15 protein-coding genes are annotated in these 16,641 nt (G+C 60.1%); 9 read left to right on the forward strand and 6 right to left on the reverse strand.

Annotated elements, in window-relative coordinates; genetic code table 11:
* Nucleotides 1-2: 2 nt before the first annotated feature.
* A complete protein-coding gene (locus CBB62_06210; protein ID OUT41899.1) occupies nt 3-563 on the reverse strand; it encodes a hypothetical protein in 561 nt (186 codons plus the stop codon).
* On the reverse strand, nt 556-1,377 hold the full coding sequence (locus tag CBB62_06215) for a hypothetical protein (protein OUT41900.1): 822 nt from the start codon (nt 1,375-1,377) through the stop codon (nt 556-558). The genes CBB62_06210 and CBB62_06215 overlap by 8 nt, the downstream gene beginning before the upstream one ends.
* 347 nt (nt 1,378-1,724) lie before the next feature.
* Between CBB62_06215 and CBB62_06220 the strand changes: the two genes are divergently transcribed.
* The 3 genes from CBB62_06220 to CBB62_06230 all read left to right on the forward strand — a co-directional run bounded on the left by CBB62_06220 (nt 1,725) and on the right by CBB62_06230 (nt 5,850).
* On the forward strand, nt 1,725-4,568 hold the full coding sequence (locus CBB62_06220) for an isoleucine--tRNA ligase (GenBank protein ID OUT41901.1): 2,844 nt from the start codon (nt 1,725-1,727) through the stop codon (nt 4,566-4,568).
* 77 nt (nt 4,569-4,645) lie between these two features.
* Nucleotides 4,646-5,161 carry a signal peptidase II gene (locus tag CBB62_06225; protein ID OUT41902.1) on the forward strand — a complete coding sequence of 172 codons (516 nt, stop codon included), beginning with the start codon at nt 4,646-4,648 and terminating at the stop codon, nt 5,159-5,161.
* Complete coding sequence (locus CBB62_06230; protein ID OUT42676.1) at nt 5,161-5,850, forward strand: hypothetical protein; 690 nt, start codon at nt 5,161-5,163, stop codon at nt 5,848-5,850. Before CBB62_06225 ends, CBB62_06230 begins: the two co-directional genes overlap by 1 nt.
* Here the strand turns inward: CBB62_06230 and CBB62_06235 are convergent.
* Nucleotides 5,824-6,216 (reverse strand): hypothetical protein, encoded by a 393-nt coding sequence (locus CBB62_06235; protein ID OUT41903.1) that lies wholly within the window; start codon nt 6,214-6,216, stop codon nt 5,824-5,826. The genes CBB62_06230 and CBB62_06235 overlap by 27 nt on opposite strands.
* Before the next feature lie 109 nt (nt 6,217-6,325).
* Between CBB62_06235 and CBB62_06240 the strand changes: the two genes are divergently transcribed.
* From CBB62_06240 to CBB62_06255, 4 genes are all read left to right on the forward strand, one after another.
* The gene (locus CBB62_06240; GenBank protein OUT41904.1) at nt 6,326-7,804 is read left to right on the forward strand and encodes a hypothetical protein; all 1,479 of its coding nucleotides are present in this window, start codon (nt 6,326-6,328) and stop codon (nt 7,802-7,804) included.
* Nucleotides 7,801-9,189, forward strand: coding sequence for a hypothetical protein (locus CBB62_06245; protein ID OUT41905.1), 1,389 nt, complete (start codon nt 7,801-7,803; stop codon nt 9,187-9,189). The genes CBB62_06240 and CBB62_06245 overlap by 4 nt, the downstream gene beginning before the upstream one ends.
* 130 nt (nt 9,190-9,319) lie before the next feature.
* On the forward strand, nt 9,320-10,981 hold the full coding sequence (locus CBB62_06250) for a glucose-6-phosphate isomerase (protein OUT41906.1): 1,662 nt from the start codon (nt 9,320-9,322) through the stop codon (nt 10,979-10,981).
* Nucleotides 10,978-12,891, forward strand: coding sequence for a DNA mismatch repair protein MutL (locus tag CBB62_06255; GenBank protein OUT41907.1), 1,914 nt, complete (start codon nt 10,978-10,980; stop codon nt 12,889-12,891). Before CBB62_06250 ends, CBB62_06255 begins: the two co-directional genes overlap by 4 nt.
* Here the strand turns inward: CBB62_06255 and CBB62_06260 are convergent.
* Together CBB62_06260 and CBB62_06265 are read right to left on the reverse strand one after the other, a co-directional pair.
* Entirely contained in the window at nt 12,888-13,472 is a 585-nt protein-coding gene (locus tag CBB62_06260; protein OUT41908.1) for a 16S rRNA (guanine(966)-N(2))-methyltransferase RsmD, read from the reverse strand. The two genes, CBB62_06255 and CBB62_06260, sit on opposite strands and share 4 nt — an antisense overlap.
* Nucleotides 13,469-14,554 carry a hypothetical protein gene (locus CBB62_06265; protein ID OUT41909.1) on the reverse strand — a complete coding sequence of 362 codons (1,086 nt, stop codon included), beginning with the start codon at nt 14,552-14,554 and terminating at the stop codon, nt 13,469-13,471. The genes CBB62_06260 and CBB62_06265 overlap by 4 nt, the downstream gene beginning before the upstream one ends.
* Before the next feature lie 138 nt (nt 14,555-14,692).
* Here CBB62_06265 and CBB62_06270 point away from each other — a divergent pair, with 138 nt between their 5' ends.
* Both CBB62_06270 and CBB62_06275 read left to right on the forward strand, forming a co-directional pair.
* The gene (locus tag CBB62_06270; protein ID OUT42677.1) at nt 14,693-15,127 is read left to right on the forward strand and encodes a tRNA-specific adenosine deaminase; all 435 of its coding nucleotides are present in this window, start codon (nt 14,693-14,695) and stop codon (nt 15,125-15,127) included.
* Nucleotides 15,124-15,321, forward strand: a complete 198-nt coding sequence (locus CBB62_06275) for a glutathione S-transferase (protein ID OUT41910.1) — start codon at nt 15,124-15,126, stop codon at nt 15,319-15,321. The genes CBB62_06270 and CBB62_06275 overlap by 4 nt, the downstream gene beginning before the upstream one ends.
* 21 nt (nt 15,322-15,342) lie before the next feature.
* Here CBB62_06275 and CBB62_06280 read toward each other — a convergent pair whose 3' ends face one another.
* Complete coding sequence (locus CBB62_06280; GenBank protein OUT41911.1) at nt 15,343-16,638, reverse strand: phosphoribosylamine--glycine ligase; 1,296 nt, start codon at nt 16,636-16,638, stop codon at nt 15,343-15,345.
* Nucleotides 16,639-16,641 lie beyond the last annotated feature (3 nt).

The raw sequence follows: 16,641 nt of genomic DNA on the forward strand, positions 1-16,641 counted from the left end.
GTCTAGCGATTGAAGATGTCGAGCAAATCGCTGACGTTGCCAAAGATATTGGTCAGCTCATGGTCATCGGCAGGCTTGTCGGATGGGTAGAAACGCTTGTGCAGTTGCTCGGCGGTTGGCTTGGTTGCCCGCTCCGGCTCGCGCGGCAGGGGCAGGTCGACCGTATCGAGGTCTACATCCGGACCCATCCGGATCAGGCATTCGGCAGTCAGATTGATGATCGCCTGCAATTCATCGGTGTCGAGCCAGATGCCATAGCATAAGGGACAAAAATCCACGGCAACCCCGTGTCGTTCCCGGTGATCGAGACCGGCACCGTCATTCGGGCAACTCCGATGGGTGCCGGGTCGCAGCATGTTGGGATCACGGATGGTAAAGGGCGTGCGGTTCGGCTGGTTCCGGCGCAGCTTGGCGAGGCCACGGGCCGACATCTCGACCATGGTTTCCAGTTCACCCTTGTCGCACCATACGCCACGGCAATGCGGGCACTGATCGACAACCGCCGTGTAATGCTCGGTTTCTGCAAGTTTGGCCCCGTCCACAGGGCATAGCCGGTCACTCATCCTGCCTGTCTCCAGCTTCAGATCGTCGCCTTTTCGCGTCCAATGCTACTGCCTTTGCCAGTAACTGACTGTCTGAAAGTTGGTATTTCCGATCACTGTTGTTGCGCAGTGTCCATATTGCCCCGATCGCCATGATGCCAATGCCGATTGCCAGCCCGACTGGATGGGCCGTCCCGCATGAGAAGGCGATATCCTTGCCTGCTCTCATGGTATCGCGTGAGGACCAGGTGCGTTCGGAATCGAATGGCGGCAGGCGGTGAACACCATGAACACTCTGGCGAACCGCGCGGATGGCAGCCGGTCCGCGAGGACCGTCGCCAATCCAGTCCGGTAGGTCTGGCGGAGCGGTTTCGCTGACAAGCGGCAGGGGCAATGCATCGATTTCATGATAGGCCCCGGTGCCGACCAGCAGCCAGGCCGTATTGTGCACGATGGCGTCCAGTTCGCCCTTGTCGCACCAGATGCCACGACAGATCGGGCACCAGTCGACAGTGACACCATTGCGTTCGCGGAGCTCCATGCCGGTGCCCTCACAGGGACAGTGTCGATGGGGTGTTTCGGTCGGGAGGGCGAAATTGCGGGCAAAGACTTTGCGCAACCGTTCTTCGGTGATTTCAGTACCGCATTGCCCGATCTTCAGTTTGGCAATTCTGCGGGCAGCCTGATCGGTTATTGCCTCGAGTTCATGAATATCAAACCAGGTACCGCTGCAGGTCGGGCATATGTCAATGATCGTACCGAACCGATCCACCTCAACCATCGCTGTGCGATCATCAGGACATCGTCGCGCTGTCAGGACCCCCTCCATATCCATTGCTATTATGGTTATCTGGGGAATCGTTTATGGTGTATCAAGTAGCGGATGAAACTTTTCGCGCTTATGTGTCAGGGCCGCTGCTTGTTTTTGACCTGCGCTTGGTTCATGCTGATCCCATGACATGTGAGCACACACAATTCGCCATACGAATTATCAACCCAGTCGTCTGACCCGGCGGCTGGGACATTTGTGCTGAGTGTATGGCCGGTATTGCGGCCATCTGACGTGTTTCTTACCGAGACATTGCCAATCAAATCCGTTAGAACCGCGGCGCGGGGGCTTGGCGTTGTGCCTGCCCGAACGTGGAACCGCGCGACTGACTCGAGACGACAAGATCGACCGATATGACAACCGAGCTTAAAGATACCGTATTCCTGCCCACTACCGATTTCCCGATGCGCGCCGGCCTGCCGAAGAAGGAGCCGGAAATCCTCCAGTGGTGGAACGAGATTGACCTCTATAAACAGCAGCGCGAAACCGCGAAGGGACGGGAGAAATTTGTTCTCCATGACGGCCCGCCATATGCCAATGGCAACATCCATATCGGCCATGCGGTCAACAAGGTTCTGAAGGATGTGGTGACCCGGTCGCAGCAGATGCTCGGCAAGGATGCCGTCTATGTCCCCGGCTGGGACTGTCACGGTCTGCCGATCGAATGGAAGATCGAGGAACAGTACCGCGCCAAGGGCCAGAACAAGGATGATGTGCCAATCCTCGAGTTGCGTCAGGAATGCCGCGACTTCGCCCAGAAATGGGTCGATATTCAGGCTGAGGAATTCAAGCGCCTTGGCGTTATCGGCGACTGGGAACAGCCCTACAAGACGATGACCCTCGATGCCGAGGCGACCATCGTTGCCGAAATCTTCAAGTTCGTGCGCAATGGCGGCCTGTATAAGGGCGTCAAGCCGGTGCTCTGGTCGGTGGTCGAGAAAACCGCGCTGGCCGATGCCGAGGTCGAGTATCACGAGCATCAGAGCCAGATGATCTGGGTCCGCTTCCCGGTTGCCAAAACATCTGTTCCGGCGATCGAGGATGCGGCGGTGCTGATCTGGACCACGACCCCGTGGACCATCCCCGGCAACCGTGCGCTCGCCTATGGTGCCGAGTTTGATTACGTGCTGGTTGAGGTAACGGAACTGGAAGAGGGCAGCCATGCCCGTCCCGGCGAGCGTCTGGTGGTTGCAGCCGAACTGCTCGATGCGGTCTGCAAGCAGGCCCGTATCGCCGCGACCAACGAACTCGCCCGGTTCAAGGGCGCGGAACTGGCAGGCACTGTCTGCCGCCATCCGCTCCATGCGCTTGATGATTATTACGGCTTCGACGTGCCGATGCTGCCCGGTGATTTTGTCACCACCGAGGCCGGTACCGGTATCGTTCATTGCGCCCCCGGTCATGGTGAGGATGACTTCCTGCTCGGTAAGGAACACGGTATCGAGGTGCCGGAAACCGTTGCCGAGGATGGTCGCTATTATGACCGTGTCGGCCTGTTTGCCGGTGAGACCGTGCTCGACCACAAGGGCAAGTCCGGTACCGCCAACAAGGCCGTAATCGCCAAGCTGATCGAGGCTGGCGGGTTGTTGACGCAAGGCCGTCTGAAGCACTCCTATCCGCATTCATGGCGCTCCAAGGCACCGCTGATTTTCCGCACCACGCCGCAATGGTTCATCTCCATGGAGACGAACAATCTGCGCAAACGGGCGCTGGATGCGATCCGCGATACCAAATGGGTGCCGGGTACGGCGGAGAACCGCATTTACTCAATGGTTGAGAGCCGTCCCGACTGGTGCATCAGCCGCCAGCGTGCCTGGGGTGTGCCGATTGCCCTGTTCGTGTCCAAATCTACCGGGGAAGTACTGACCGATGATGCGGTCATGGACCGGATCGAGGCGATCTTCCGTGCGGAAGGCTCTGACGCATGGTTCGCGCGTGATCCGCAGGACTTCCTCGGCAATGAGTACAAGGCCGATGATTATGAGCAGATCAAGGATATCGTCGAGGTCTGGTTCGAGAGTGGGTCGACCCATGCCTTTGTACTTGAGGCGCGTGACGATCTGAAATGGCCTGCTGATCTCTATCTCGAAGGCTCGGATCAGCATCGTGGCTGGTTCCATTCATCGCTGCTCGAGAGCTGTGGTACCCGTGGCCGCGCGCCCTATGATGCGGTGCTGACCCACGGCTTCGTGCTCGATGAGCAGGGCCGCAAGATGTCCAAGTCGCTCGGCAATACGACGGCACCACAGGACATCATGAAGGAATATGGTGCCGATATTCTCCGCCTCTGGGTGATCGCGTCGGATTATCACGAGGATATCCGCATCGGTAAGCAGATCATGAAGGGGCAGGCTGATCTCTATCGCCGTCTGCGCAATACCTTGCGCTGGACCCTCGGCAGTCTTGCCGGGTTCGAGCCGGGCGAGGCGGTTGCTGCCGATGAGATGCCCGAGCTTGAGCGCTGGGTGCTGCATCGTCTGACCCAGATGGATGCGCTGGTGCGTAACAGCCTCGAGAAATATGACTATCAGCGCATGTTCCGTGAACTGCATGATTTCTGTGCCAAGGACCTGTCGGCATTCTATTTCGACATTCGCAAGGATGCGATCTATTGCGACAAGCCCGACAGCCTGCGCCGTCGTGCTGCCCGCACCGTGCTGGACAAGGTGTTCAACTGCCTGACCACATGGCTGGCACCGGTACTGTGCTTTACCGCCGAGGAAGCCTGGCTTACCCGCCATGGCAAGGAAGCGGGCAGTGTGCATCTGCAGACCTTCCCGGATATTCCTGCTGACTGGCGCGATGAGGCGCTGGCGGCACGCTGGGCGGCTGTGCGTCAGGTGCGCTCAGTCATCACCGGCGCTCTCGAGATCGAACGGGCGGAAAACCGCATCGGCTCATCCCTCGAGGCCAAACCGGTGGTTTATCTGTCTGCTGATATCGCCGAGACGGTTAAGGGCATTGATTTCGCCGAGGTCGCGATTACCTCTGCTGTGGAGCTGGTTGCCGGTGACGTGCCACAGGATGCCTTTACCGAGGCGGAAGTGGCTGGCGTCGGTGTGAAGCCGGCCAAGGCTGATGGCGAGAAATGTGACCGCTGCTGGCAGATCCTGCCGGAAGTGGCGCCGATCGAGAACGGCAAGGTTTGTAACCGCTGTGCCGATGCCGTCGCCAATATGCGAACCGCTGCGGAGTAGGAAGAACCTTGTCGGAGACACCGGAAAACACGGGAACTGTCGCGCTGCCACGCAGCCGGTGGCGCGATGCCGGGTTGATGGCGCTCGCCATGATGGCGGCGGATCAACTTTGCAAATGGTGGTTTCTGCGTGTGCTCTATGGTTTCGAGGGGCAGATTACGCGGCAGGACTGGTACCCGCCGATTGATGTGGCACCGTTCTTCAAGCTGGTCATGGTCTGGAACCGTGGTGTCAGTTTCGGCCTCGGCAATACCGATGGCGACTGGCAGCCCTATGTTCTCAGTGGACTGGCTGTATTGATTGTTGCGGTGCTGCTCAACTGGTTGCGTGGCACGGCGGATCGGTGGTCGGTTTTTGCCATCGGTGCGGTGATCGGCGGCGCGCTCGGCAACATAATCGACCGGGTACGCTTCGGTGCTGTTGCCGATTTCTTCCATTTTTATATCGGGGACTATGCCTGGCCAGCCTTCAACATTGCTGACAGTTGTATTGTCGTCGGTGTTATGATTCTCTTATGGCGCAGTTTTATGCAATCAGGGGACACAAGAGCCCCGGTCAAAAACGATACGGGAAATACGGAGCAGACATCATGATGTCGGGGAAAACGGGTCGTAAACTGGGCGCATACAGGTTTGTCGTGCTGCTCGCCGCCACCGGAGTAATCGCCGGATGCAGCGGGGTGCAGAAGCAGCTGGGTCTGTCACGGACAGCGCCTGACGAGTTCAATGTCGTCTCACGCGCACCATTGTCGCTGCCGCCGGATATCAATCTGCGGCCACCGCAACCCGGCACTACCCGCCCGCAGGAAGGCACCATGACCGATGCCGCCGCCGGTGCCCTGTTCCGGGGTGAGCAGACCGCCTCTATCTCCGATCAGCCGCTGGAAACCGAAACCCGTCAGTTCCCGCCGCGCGATGGCCGTGGTTTGACCGAGGCCAATGTATCCGGCGTGATTGCCACCGCATCGCCACGCGGCACGGTCGAGCGCACCTCACGCGGTGAGCTTGGGCTGCTGGAAAACGCCGGTGCCAGTCAGGCCGAGCCGAATATCCGCCAGATTGTGAATGCGGAATCAACCGAGTTGGTCTCTGCCAGCGAGAGCTTTGCTGACAACATCATCTTCTGGCGCAAGAAGGATGAGCCGGGCACGGTTGTCGATGCCGATGCCGAGCGTCGTCGTCTGCAGGAAAATGAGGCTTTTGGCCGTCCTGCCACCACCGGCGAAACCCCGCAGATCGAACGCAAGAGCCGTGCGCTACTCGAGGGTCTGTTCGACTTCTGATCCTGATGGCTGTCTGAGATCATCCGGTATCGCACCGAGGTCATCGGGCAGCCGCGCATTGATGCCGGCATAGAGCAGGGCGCTGCACAGCACGAGCAGGAAAATCCCGCCGCCACGAATACGCCGCCAGTATTCCACGCCCTGCGACTGGCGCGGATCGGTCAGGTCGATCACGCGGCCGATTGCCTTCAGCTTGCGATGGGCAAGCAGGGCAATCCCGGTGCCGAAAATGGCGAACCCGGCCATAAAGCCCAGAAATTGCGTTGATGTCTCGATCATGGTGATCCGGCTGTTTTGCTGCTCATATTCATGGGCGCAGGCATACCCCTCCGGGTACGTGGTTGGCCAGCTATTTTCCGGTGCCATTACCTGTGCAACTCGCGCGTAAAATGGCCGCATCCGGGATAACCACTGGAAATGCGATTATCCGGCAACCAGATCAGTGCTACTATTCTCTCGCCCTATAGCTGGCCATATGGCCAATCCAGTCAGTGGACCGCCCATTCCCATGCGACTTCTCTCTCTTCGTCCTGTTCTCTGTGTCAGCCTTGCGCTTGCGACCGTTGGCACTGTGCCCGCCCTGTCGACGCCCGGCCTTGCCGCCGATGCCCATACCGCAGCCCTTGCCGGGAGCTTGCTGGACAATGTGCCGGACAGCATTTTCGAGCCGGAGACCTTTACCCTCGATAATGGCCTGCAGGTAGTGGTGATCACCAATGACCGGGCACCGGTGGTGACCCATATGGTCTGGTACAAGGTAGGTTCCGCCGATGATCCGCGCGGTCGCTCCGGCCTTGCCCATTTTCTCGAACACCTGATGTTCAAGGGCACGGACAAGATCGAGCCGGGCGAGTTTTCCCAGATTATCTCCAGCCTGGGCGGGCAGGAGAATGCTTTTACCTCGTTCGAGTACACGGCTTTTTACCAAACCGTCGCCAAGGAACATTTGCCACTGATGATGGAGCTTGAGGCTGATCGTATGACCGGTCTCACGCTGTCGCCTGATATTGTAACATCCGAGCGCAGTGTCATCGCAGAGGAGCGGCGACAGGTGATTGAAAGCCGTCCCTATCGCCGTCTGGGTGAGGCTATGGATGCCCTGCTTTATGCCGGCAGCCCCTATGCGGTGCCGATCATCGGCTGGTCCGAGGATATTGATAATCTGGGCCAGAGCGATGTGGAGAATTTCTACCGCCGCTGGTATGCGCCGAATAACGCCGTGCTGATCGTCTCGGGCGACATCACGCTGGATGAGCTGCGCCCCTTGGCCGAGAAGTATTACGGCCCGGTCAAACCGAGTGAGGATATCCCGGAGCGCATCCGACCGATGCCGCATCCGATCAAGGCAACCGGTGAAATCACCCTGCGCGATCCACAGGTTGACCGGCCAAGCTATGTCCGCAGTTTTCTGGCGCCTGAGAATACCCTGCGCACCGAGCCGGAAGCCTATGCCCTCAGCGTGCTTACCAACATCATGAGTTCAGGCAGCACCAGCCGGTTGTATGAGGCGCTGGTGGTCAAGGAACGGATTGCCAATTCCGTTGGCATGGCGCAGGGCAGTGGCCGGATCAGCGCCAGCGAAATTTCGCTCTATGGCGACCCGGTCGAGGGCAAAAGCGTGGATGATCTGAGCACCGCTCTGGATGCGGAGATCAAGCGTCTGCTTGATGGTGGCGTGACCGATGACGAGGTGGCTGCAGCCAAGGAACGGCTGTTGGCGCAGGCTATTTATGCCCGCGACAGCGTCAGTGGTCCGGCCAATATCTTTGGTCGGTCGCTGATGGAGGATTACACGCTGGAAGATGTCGAGGCATGGCCGCAACGGATTGCGGCGGTGACCACGGAGATGGTCAATGCGGTCGCACGTGATGTCTTCGACGAGGAGGAAGTGGTGACCGGCATCCTCATGCCACCCAAGGCGGAAAACGCACAGGAAGCGGAGTTGAGCCAGTGATCAGATTTGTCAGAACCGCAGTTTTCAGTGCGCTGATCCTTGTTGCGCTGGTCCCGGATGCCCGGGCCGCGACCGATATTCAGAAGGTGGTATCGCCCGGTGGGATCGAGGCATGGCTGGTGCAGGACAGCTCCGTGCCGATTGTCTCCATGCGCTTTGATTTCGATGCCGGGTCGTCCTTTGACCCGGCAAACCGGCCCGGTCTTTCCGCCCTGCTCAGCAGTATGCTGACCAAGGGGGCGGGCGAGCTTAATGAACAGAGCTTTCAGCGGCAGTTGAATGATCGCTCGATCTCGATGGATTTCAGCGCTTATAGCGACAATTTCTATGGCTCCTTGACCACGCTCAGCCCACGCAAGGATGAAGCATTCAACCTGCTGAAGCTGGCCCTCAACGAGCCACGGTTTGATGAGCAGCCCTTGGCGCGGTTGCAGGATCAGTTCGTCGCCAGCATTGAGGAAGACCAGAAACAGGGCAGCTGGATCGCACGGCAGTTTCTGAACCGCATGATGTATGGCGACCATCCCTATGCCCATAACGGACAGGGAACGGTTCAATCTGTCCGGGCCATGACGGCGGATGATTTGCGTGGCTTCATGCATGATCGCCTTGCCCGTGACACGCTGCTGGTGGCCGTGGTTGGCGATATTACGCCCGAGGAACTGGCCCCCGCGCTCGATGACATATTCGGCGGTCTGCCTGCCACCAGTATCGGTGCAGTGCCTGCTGTCGGGACGGTGCCGGATCAGGGGCGGCTGGTTCTGATCGAGCAGGATCTGCCCCAGAGCATTGTTTCCATCGGTCAGAAGGGCGTGGATCGCAAGGATCCTGACTGGTTTGCCGCATCGATCGCCAATTACATTCTCGGTGGCGGTGGATTCCAGAGCCGGTTGATGGTCGAGGCACGGGTCAAGCGTGGCCTGACTTATGGCGTCTATTCGGTACTGCGTCCGGCACAATCATTTGATGTGCTGCTGAGCGGCGGTTCCACCAAGAACGAGACTGCAGCTGAATTTATTGAGGTCGTGAAGGCCGAATGGCAGCGTTTTGCCGAGGAAGGCCCGACCGATGATGAAATCGAGCGGGCCAAGGGTTACCTGATCGGTTCCTTTGCTTTGTCCATGACCACGACTTCGGATATTGCCGATGTTGTACTAGCAATTCGGGAAAGTGATCTCGGTATCGACTATATCGACCGGCGATCTGCCGAGATCGAAGCGGTGACCCGTGATGACATCATGCGGGTGGTCGGTGATCTGCTGACCCCTGATGCCTTGCGCATAGTCGTGGTCGGCAAGCCCGAGGGAATCGAGGCGGACCGGGTTGTGCCTCTGGGGGCGGATATTCTTGAGGCTCTCGATGCCGAACCGGTCAGCGGCAGTTAATACACAGGGGCTATCCCGGTTTTTCAGTGGTTTGGTGGAATAAACCACCGGGAAACCGGATGGCGGCTTTGCGCCCCGGCGGGTGACTTGCTAGCGTTGTCATCCCTTTCATGCGACATGAAACGAGACCATGACGACGCCACTGAACCAGACCAAGGCATGGCAGGCACTGGAAGCGCATCGGGAGAGCCTGAGCGGTTTTCATTTGCGCGATGCCTTTACCACCGATCAGAACCGCCACACGCGGTTTTCCGCCGAAGCCTGCGGGCTAGTGCTCGACTATGCCAAGAACCTGATTACCGAAGAAACCATGGGGCTGCTCGCTGTACTGTTCGAGCAGGAGCAGGTGGCGGCTCAGCGCGATGCCATGTTCGATGGTCAGGTCATCAATACCACCGAGGAACGGGCGGTCCTGCACACGGCGCTGCGTAACCGTAGCAATGAGCCGGTGCTGGTGGATGATGCTGATGTCATGCCCGGCATCAATGCCGTACTCGACCAGATGCGGGTATTTGTCGAGGATGTGCGCAGCGGCCAATGGCTTGGCCATACCGGCAAGCGGATCGAGCATGTGGTGAATATTGGCATTGGCGGCTCCGATCTCGGCCCGGCCATGGTGGTTGAGGCGCTGACTCCCTATGCTGATCGGTTCCAGACTCATTTCGTCTCCAATGTGGATGCGACCCAGATCGCCGAGGTGCTGAAACGCATCGATGCGGAAACCACCCTGTTCATCATTGCGTCCAAAACCTTCACGACACAGGAAACCCTGACCAATGCCCATACGGCCCGGTCATGGCTGATCGAGCAGCTTGGCGATGACAAGGCCGTATCCCGGCATTTCGTCGCGGTCTCGACCAATACCGAGGCAGTGGCCGCATTCGGGATTGATACCGCCAATATGTTCCGGTTCTGGGACTGGGTTGGCGGGCGCTATTCCCTCTGGTCGGCGATCGGGTTGGTTATCGCTCTCAGCATCGGCTTCGAGCGGTTCGAGGAGCTGCTCGACGGTGCCCATGGTATGGATGTGCATTTCCGCACCGAGAAATTCTCCCGCAACCTGCCGATGCTGCTTGGCGCGCTCGGGCTTTGGTATGCGAGTTTCTGGGAATTCCCGGCCTATGCCCTGCTGCCCTATGATCAGTATCTGGCGAAGTTCCCGGCGCATCTGCAGCAGATGGATATGGAATCCAATGGCAAATCCATTGATCGCCGCAGCCATGCCGTACCGGTATCAACCGGCCCGATTGTGTTCGGGGAGCCGGGCACCAATGGTCAGCACGCCTTCTATCAACTGATCCATCAGGGCACCGGCGTTATCCCATGCGATTTCATCCTGCCTGCCCGCAGTCATAACCCGCTCGGCCAGCATCATGACATCCTGATGGCCCATGCCGTCGCCCAGGCGGAAGCGCTGGCCATGGGCAAGACTATCGAGGAAGTGCGGACAGAACTGAAGGCCGACGATATTGTCGGCTCGGCGGCAAAGGCGCTGGCCCCGCACAAGGTGTTTACCGGCAACCGCCCCTCGAACATGATCCTGATGGAGCAGGTGACGCCCTATACCCTCGGTGCCCTGATCGCACTCTATGAGCACAAGGTCTTCGTACAGGGGGCGGTCTGGCATATCAACAGCTTCGATCAGTGGGGCGTTGAGCTCGGCAAGCAACTGGCCAAGCGTACGCTCAGCGATCTGCAGGACGACAAGAGCCAGCCGGTTACCGGTCATGACTGCTCCACCAATGCCATCCTCGACTGGCTGCGCCGTCACCGCGGACAGGGGGAGGGATGAGTGCGCCCATGATGGCCGATGCCGAAACACAGGACGTCATTCGCCGCCTGCCGGAAACGCTGGTCAACCGCATCGCCGCCGGTGAGGTGATCGAGCGCCCGGCTGCCGTGGTCAAGGAACTGGTGGAGAACGCCATTGATGCCGGTGCGACCCAGATCGACATTGCCTGGCGCGATGGTGGTCGCCGCGCCATCAGCATTGCCGATAACGGTCGCGGGATGAGCAGCAGCGACCTGCAACTGGCGGTGGAGCGCCATGCCACATCGAAGCTGCAGGACGACCAGCTGGTCCATATCTCCACCCTCGGGTTTCGGGGGGAGGCGCTGCCGTCAATCGGTGCCGTTGCGCGTCTCACCATCACCACGCGCCAGCCGGGCAGTGACCATGGCTGGCAGCTTGAGGTTGCCGGGGGCAAACTCGGCAAGCCCGAGCCCGCGGCCCGCCAGCCGGGTACGACCGTTGCGGTCAACGACCTGTTCTACGCCACCCCGGCACGATTGAAGTTTCTCAAGGCCGCCAGAACCGAAACGACTACTGCCATGGATACGGTCACGCGGCTGGCCATGGCGCACCCGCTGATCGGCTTTACGGTCAAGAGCGAGGATCGCACGGTCCTGAACCTGCCCGCCGCCGATCTGGCCACTACCGATGTTGATGTGGCGCAGGCCCAGCGTCTCGATGCGCTCATGGGGCAGGACTTTATCGCCAATGCGGTACCGCTCGCGGTCGAGCGTCCGGTGGGGGATGACACTGAAACCGCTATCAGGCTCACCGGCTGGATCGGGCTGCCGACCCATGGCCGGGCCTCGTCAAAATTTCAGTATCTGTTCGTCAATGGCCGCCCGGTCAGGGACAAGCTGTTCCTCGGTGCAATTCGTGCCGGGTATATGGATGTGATGGCGAGCGACCGTCATGGCATGGTGGCGTTGTTTCTCGATATTCCGGCTCCGGAACTCGATATCAATGTGCATCCGGCCAAGACCGAGGTGCGGTTCCGGGATGCCGGGCGCATCCGCTCGCTGATTGTCACCTCGATCCGCCACGCGCTGGCCGATGCCGGGGTTCGGGTCAGCAGCGAGCGCAGTGCCGCCACGCTCAACAGCATGGCCGCCGGGCACCAGTCCGCAGCGACGGAAAACAGCACGCCGGTCACCTCGACCATGCCCGGTTTCATGGATCAGGCACCGCCATCGGCCCGGTTCTTCGGGCAGGGGGCACGACCCGGCAGCCTGCCATCGGTCCGCTCGATCATGCCCGGCATGGCCCTGCCACCGGAGCAGGTGACGACGTCCCCGGTGTCGGGTGAATCTGCGGCAGCGGACAACCCGCATCCGCTTGGGGCGGCGGTGGCGCAGTTGCACGATACCTATATCGTCGCCCAGACGCCGCAGGGGCTGGTGCTGGTGGACCAGCACGCTGCCCATGAACGCATCGTGTTCGAACGGATGAAGGCGAAGCTGGCGGATAATGAAACGGTACCCGCGCAACGGCTGTTACTGCCCGTGGTGGTGGAATTGTCGGAGGGCGATGTCGCCGAGCTGATGGATTGTGCCGAGGCCCTGACCAGGCTCGGGCTGGAGCTTGAGGCATTCGGACCGGGGGCGGTTGCTGTACAATCAGTGCCCGCCATGCTCGGCAAGACCGATGCGGCGGCGCTGGTGCGTGATCTCGCCGACCGGCTGCAGGAAATCGACAGTGCTGATCTCCTGACCCGCGCCCTGCATGAGGTTTGCGCCACCATGGCCTGTCATGGCTCGGTCCGGGCCGGACGGCGGCTGAATGTGGATGAGATGAATAACCTGCTGCGGCAGATGGAGGCGACACCGGCAGCGAGCCAGTGCAACCATGGCCGCCCGACCTTCATCACCCTTGATCTGGGTGCGGTTGAGCGGCTGTTTGATCGTCGTTAAGCGGCTCCGGCCATGCTCGGCCGCAGGAAGCTCAGTCCCGTATCGCCAATGTCCCGACGGTCGAGGCTGATCCAGTCGGTGTTGAGTACCAGTTGCTCCCGGCGTTTGGTCTCGGCAACAACCAGCGTCAGGTCACGCACCCAGCCATGGCGGGTGAGCGCATCGAGGGTTGTCGGAATGAACCCCTGTTCATAGGGTGGATCGAGGAAGACCAGATCGACCGGACGCGGTGCCGTCGGCGGCTTGGTGGCGTCGATACGCTGGGCGATGACCCGGTCCCCGGCATTGAGGTGCCGGGCATTGTCGCGGATGGTGGTGATACAGGCGGCGGACCGGTCCCAGAACCAGGCGCGTTCGGCACCACGGGACAGGGCCTCGAAGCCGAGCGCCCCTGAACCGGCGAAGGCATCGAGCACCAGCGCATCGCCACTGGTCAGCAGTCCTGCCACCTGTTGCGCCCATGGTGCATGGGCCAGAATGTTGAACAGGCTCTCGCGCACCCGGTCCGTGGTCGGACGGGTTTCGCGTCCGGGCGGCGATGTCAGACGACGCCCACGCCAGTCACCGGCAACAATCCTCATTTCCGACCTGCACCCTGACGGTTGCCAGATTTATGTGGCCGGGCAGATGGCTTGCCTGCTCTGCCGCCGGGTTTGCCAGACTTGCCGGTCGCGGGCCTTCCGGCGCCTGCCTTGCCCGGACCTGTCTTGTCGGGGACATGCTTTCCTGGGCTGTGCTTGCCGGGACGATCATTGCCCTTGCCGCGGTGCTTGGCGTCGCTCTTGGCGAACTTGCCTGCTTTTCCGGGCTTGTCATTGCCGCTTTCGGTTTTCGGCTTCGGGCGAGTGCTGCGCTTTGGCTTCACCTTGGCGACCGCATGGCCCTTTTTGTTGCTCGGGGTGCCGATACCCATCTGGTCGGCGAGAATATTCGGTGCCAGTTCCTCAACCGCCCCTACCGGCAGGTTGCCGAGCTGGAACGGACCGTAGGAAATGCGGATCAGGCGGTTCACGGTCAGGCCGATGCTTTCCAGCACCTTACGGACCTCACGGTTCTTGCCCTCACGCAGGATGACGGTGATCCAGGCATTTGCCCCGACCTGTCGTTCCAGTTCGGCCTGTATCGGTCCGTATTTGATGCCGGACACCTCATGACCCTTGGCGAGCTTGGCCAGTTGTTTGGGATCGACGGTGCCATGAACCCGCGCCCGGTACTTGCGGGACCAGCCGGTTGCTGGCAGTTCCAGCTTGCGCGCGATCTCGCCATCATTGGTCAGCAGCAGCAGTCCTTCGGACGTCAGATCGAGGCGACCAACCGTGATCACCCGTGGCAGGTCTTTCGGCAGGGCGTCGAAGATCGTCTCGCGACCCTGCGGATCATGGTTGGTGGTGACGAGGCCGTCAGGCTTGTGATAACGCCATACCCGTGGCTGCTCCGGTTCCGGCAGCAGCTTGCCATTAACCTCGATGCGGTCGCTGGGTGTGACGGTCGTGGCGGGCGTATCCAGCAGCTTGCCGTTCAGGCGCACGCGGCCTTCGGCAATCAGGGTTTCCGCCTCGCGACGCGAGCACACACCGGCCCGCGCAATGCGTTTTGCGATGCGCTCCGGCTGCGGTTTTGCGTCGGATGTGTCGGGTGATTTATTTTCTGTCGGCTTTGTCATTGCGCGGTGGTACCTTCGATGCCGTCAAAAGGCAATTACCATGCTGCTATCATGACCGATGTTCGCGCAGAAAATATTGATCTGGAAACCGCTGACGCCAGTGATCCGCTGCGGCCATTAGGCCCTGACGAGCATCCGATGACCCGCGCGCTGGAGCTTGCCCGCACTGCTGCCGAGTTCGGTGAAGTGCCGGTTGGGGCGGTAATTGTCGACAGTGCGACCGGTGAACTGGTGGCAGCGGCCTGCAATGCGACCGAGAGCGATTGCGATCCGACCGCCCATGCCGAGCTAGTCGCCATCCGACAGGCGGCTGAAAATCTTGACCAGTCGCGGCTTTCGAATTGCGATCTCTATGTCACCCTTGAGCCATGTGCCATGTGTGCGGGGGCGATCAGTCACGCCCGTATCCGGCGGCTGTATTACGGTGCCGCCGATGTTAAGGGCGGAGCAGTAGATCATGGGCCAAAATGGTTCCAGCAACCGACCTGTATGCACCGCCCGGAAGTCTATGGCGGGATACAGGAATTGCCAGCCGCTGCCATGCTGAAAGATTTTTTCAAGGAACGTCGATGAGCAATCTGAAACTCGAAGACTGCATGAATGACACCTGCCCATGGTCGGGCAAGCCGGTCTCAGCCGACAGCCTCACCCTCTACAAGGGCAAGGTCGTTGGTTTCTGCAATCCCGGCTGCCGCGACAAGTTCGATAAGGCGACCGAGATGTTCGATACCGTTATTGATGGCACCAGCCACGAACCGCTCGCCTGATTGACAACCAGCCTGGCAGGGTCAGTTGGTACTGCCGCCAACCGCACGCCAGCCGATATCACGGCGGTAGAAGCCGTTGGGCCAGTCGATATCCTCGATCGCCACATAAGCCAGCTTCTGGGCATCGGCGATGGTCTTGCCGGTCGCGACCAGATTGAGTACGCGCCCGCCATTGGACATCAGGCGCCCCATGTCATCGCGGGTGGTGCCGGCATGGAAGACCTGCACGCCATCATGGTTCAGCGCCCGTTCGATATTCCGGATTTCGGTCAGCTTGTGATAGCTGCCCGGATAGCCGTGGCTGGCCATAACCACGGTCAGGGCAGCCTGATCGTGCCAACGCAGATCGAACTGATCCAGCTCGCCGTCATGTGAGGCAATCAGGGCTGGCAGCAGGTCAGACATCAGGCGCGGCAACAGCACCTGACATTCAGGGTCGCCGAAACGGGCGTTATATTCGATGACGTAAGGTTCGGTCTCGCCATCACGCTCGACCAGCATCAGGCCGATATAGATCACGCCCTTGTAGGGGCAGCCTTCGGATTGCATCGCGGCCATGGTCGGGTTGGCGATCCGCTCCATGACCTTTGCCTCCAGTACCGGGGTCAGCACCGGGGCCGGGGAATAGGCACCCATGCCACCGGTGTTTGGTCCGGTATCACCGTCACCGACGCGCTTGTGATCCTGTGCGCTGGCCAGTGGCAGCAGGGTTTTGCCATCACATAAGGCAAAGAAGCTTACCTCAACGCCTTCGAGAAACTCCTCAATCACGATTTCCGAACCGGCATCACCGAAGGCATTGCCGGACAGCATGTCCTCAATGGCGGCATCGGCCTCATCGAAATTCTGGGCGATGATGACGCCCTTACCGGCGGCGAGACCATCGGCCTTGATGACGATCGGAAATTCCTCGCCGCTCAGATAGGCCTTGGCCGCTTCGGCATCGGTGAAACGCTCGTAGCGGGCGGTCGGAATGCCATATTTCTTCATCAGGTCTTTGGAGAAGGCCTTGGAGCCCTCAAGCCGGGCTGCCGCTGCATTTGGGCCGAAGGATGGAATGCCAACCGCATCCAGCTTGTCCACAAGGCCGAGGACCAGCGGTTGCTCCGGGCCGACCACAACGAAGTCGATGGCATTCTCGGTGGCGAATCCCACGATGCCGTCCACATCATCAGCCTTGATGTCCACGAGTTTGGCAACCTCGGCGATACCGGCATTGCCGGGGGCGCAGTAGAGTTCATTTGCCAGAGGGGAGCCGGAGATAGCCCAGCAGAGAGCGTGTTCGCGGCCACCTGAGCCAACCACCAAAATCTTCATTGA

The sequence above is a fragment of the Micavibrio sp. TMED2 genome (assembly GCA_002168225.1).
In the GTDB taxonomy this organism is placed as follows: domain Bacteria; phylum Pseudomonadota; class Alphaproteobacteria; order TMED2; family TMED2; genus TMED2.

Excerpts from the sequence above, each read along its gene's own strand:
- CBB62_06210 (OUT41899.1), bottom strand. The coding sequence starts at position 563 with ATGAGTGACCGGCTATGCCCTGTGGACGGGGCCAAACTTGCAGAAACC.
- CBB62_06215 (OUT41900.1), bottom strand. The coding sequence starts at position 1,377 with ATGGATATGGAGGGGGTCCTGACAGCGCGACGATGTCCTGATGATCGC.
- CBB62_06220 (OUT41901.1), top strand. The coding sequence starts at position 1,725 with ATGACAACCGAGCTTAAAGATACCGTATTCCTGCCCACTACCGATTTC.
- CBB62_06225 (OUT41902.1), top strand. The coding sequence starts at position 4,646 with ATGGCGCTCGCCATGATGGCGGCGGATCAACTTTGCAAATGGTGGTTT.
- CBB62_06230 (OUT42676.1), top strand. The coding sequence starts at position 5,161 with ATGTCGGGGAAAACGGGTCGTAAACTGGGCGCATACAGGTTTGTCGTG.
- CBB62_06235 (OUT41903.1), bottom strand. The coding sequence starts at position 6,216 with ATGGCACCGGAAAATAGCTGGCCAACCACGTACCCGGAGGGGTATGCC.
- CBB62_06240 (OUT41904.1), top strand. The coding sequence starts at position 6,326 with ATGGCCAATCCAGTCAGTGGACCGCCCATTCCCATGCGACTTCTCTCT.
- CBB62_06250 (OUT41906.1), top strand. The coding sequence starts at position 9,320 with ATGACGACGCCACTGAACCAGACCAAGGCATGGCAGGCACTGGAAGCG.
- CBB62_06255 (OUT41907.1), top strand. The coding sequence starts at position 10,978 with ATGAGTGCGCCCATGATGGCCGATGCCGAAACACAGGACGTCATTCGC.
- CBB62_06260 (OUT41908.1), bottom strand. The coding sequence starts at position 13,472 with ATGAGGATTGTTGCCGGTGACTGGCGTGGGCGTCGTCTGACATCGCCG.
- CBB62_06265 (OUT41909.1), bottom strand. The coding sequence starts at position 14,554 with ATGACAAAGCCGACAGAAAATAAATCACCCGACACATCCGACGCAAAA.
- CBB62_06270 (OUT42677.1), top strand. The coding sequence starts at position 14,693 with ATGACCCGCGCGCTGGAGCTTGCCCGCACTGCTGCCGAGTTCGGTGAA.
- CBB62_06275 (OUT41910.1), top strand. The coding sequence starts at position 15,124 with ATGAGCAATCTGAAACTCGAAGACTGCATGAATGACACCTGCCCATGG.
- CBB62_06280 (OUT41911.1), bottom strand. The coding sequence starts at position 16,638 with ATGAAGATTTTGGTGGTTGGCTCAGGTGGCCGCGAACACGCTCTCTGC.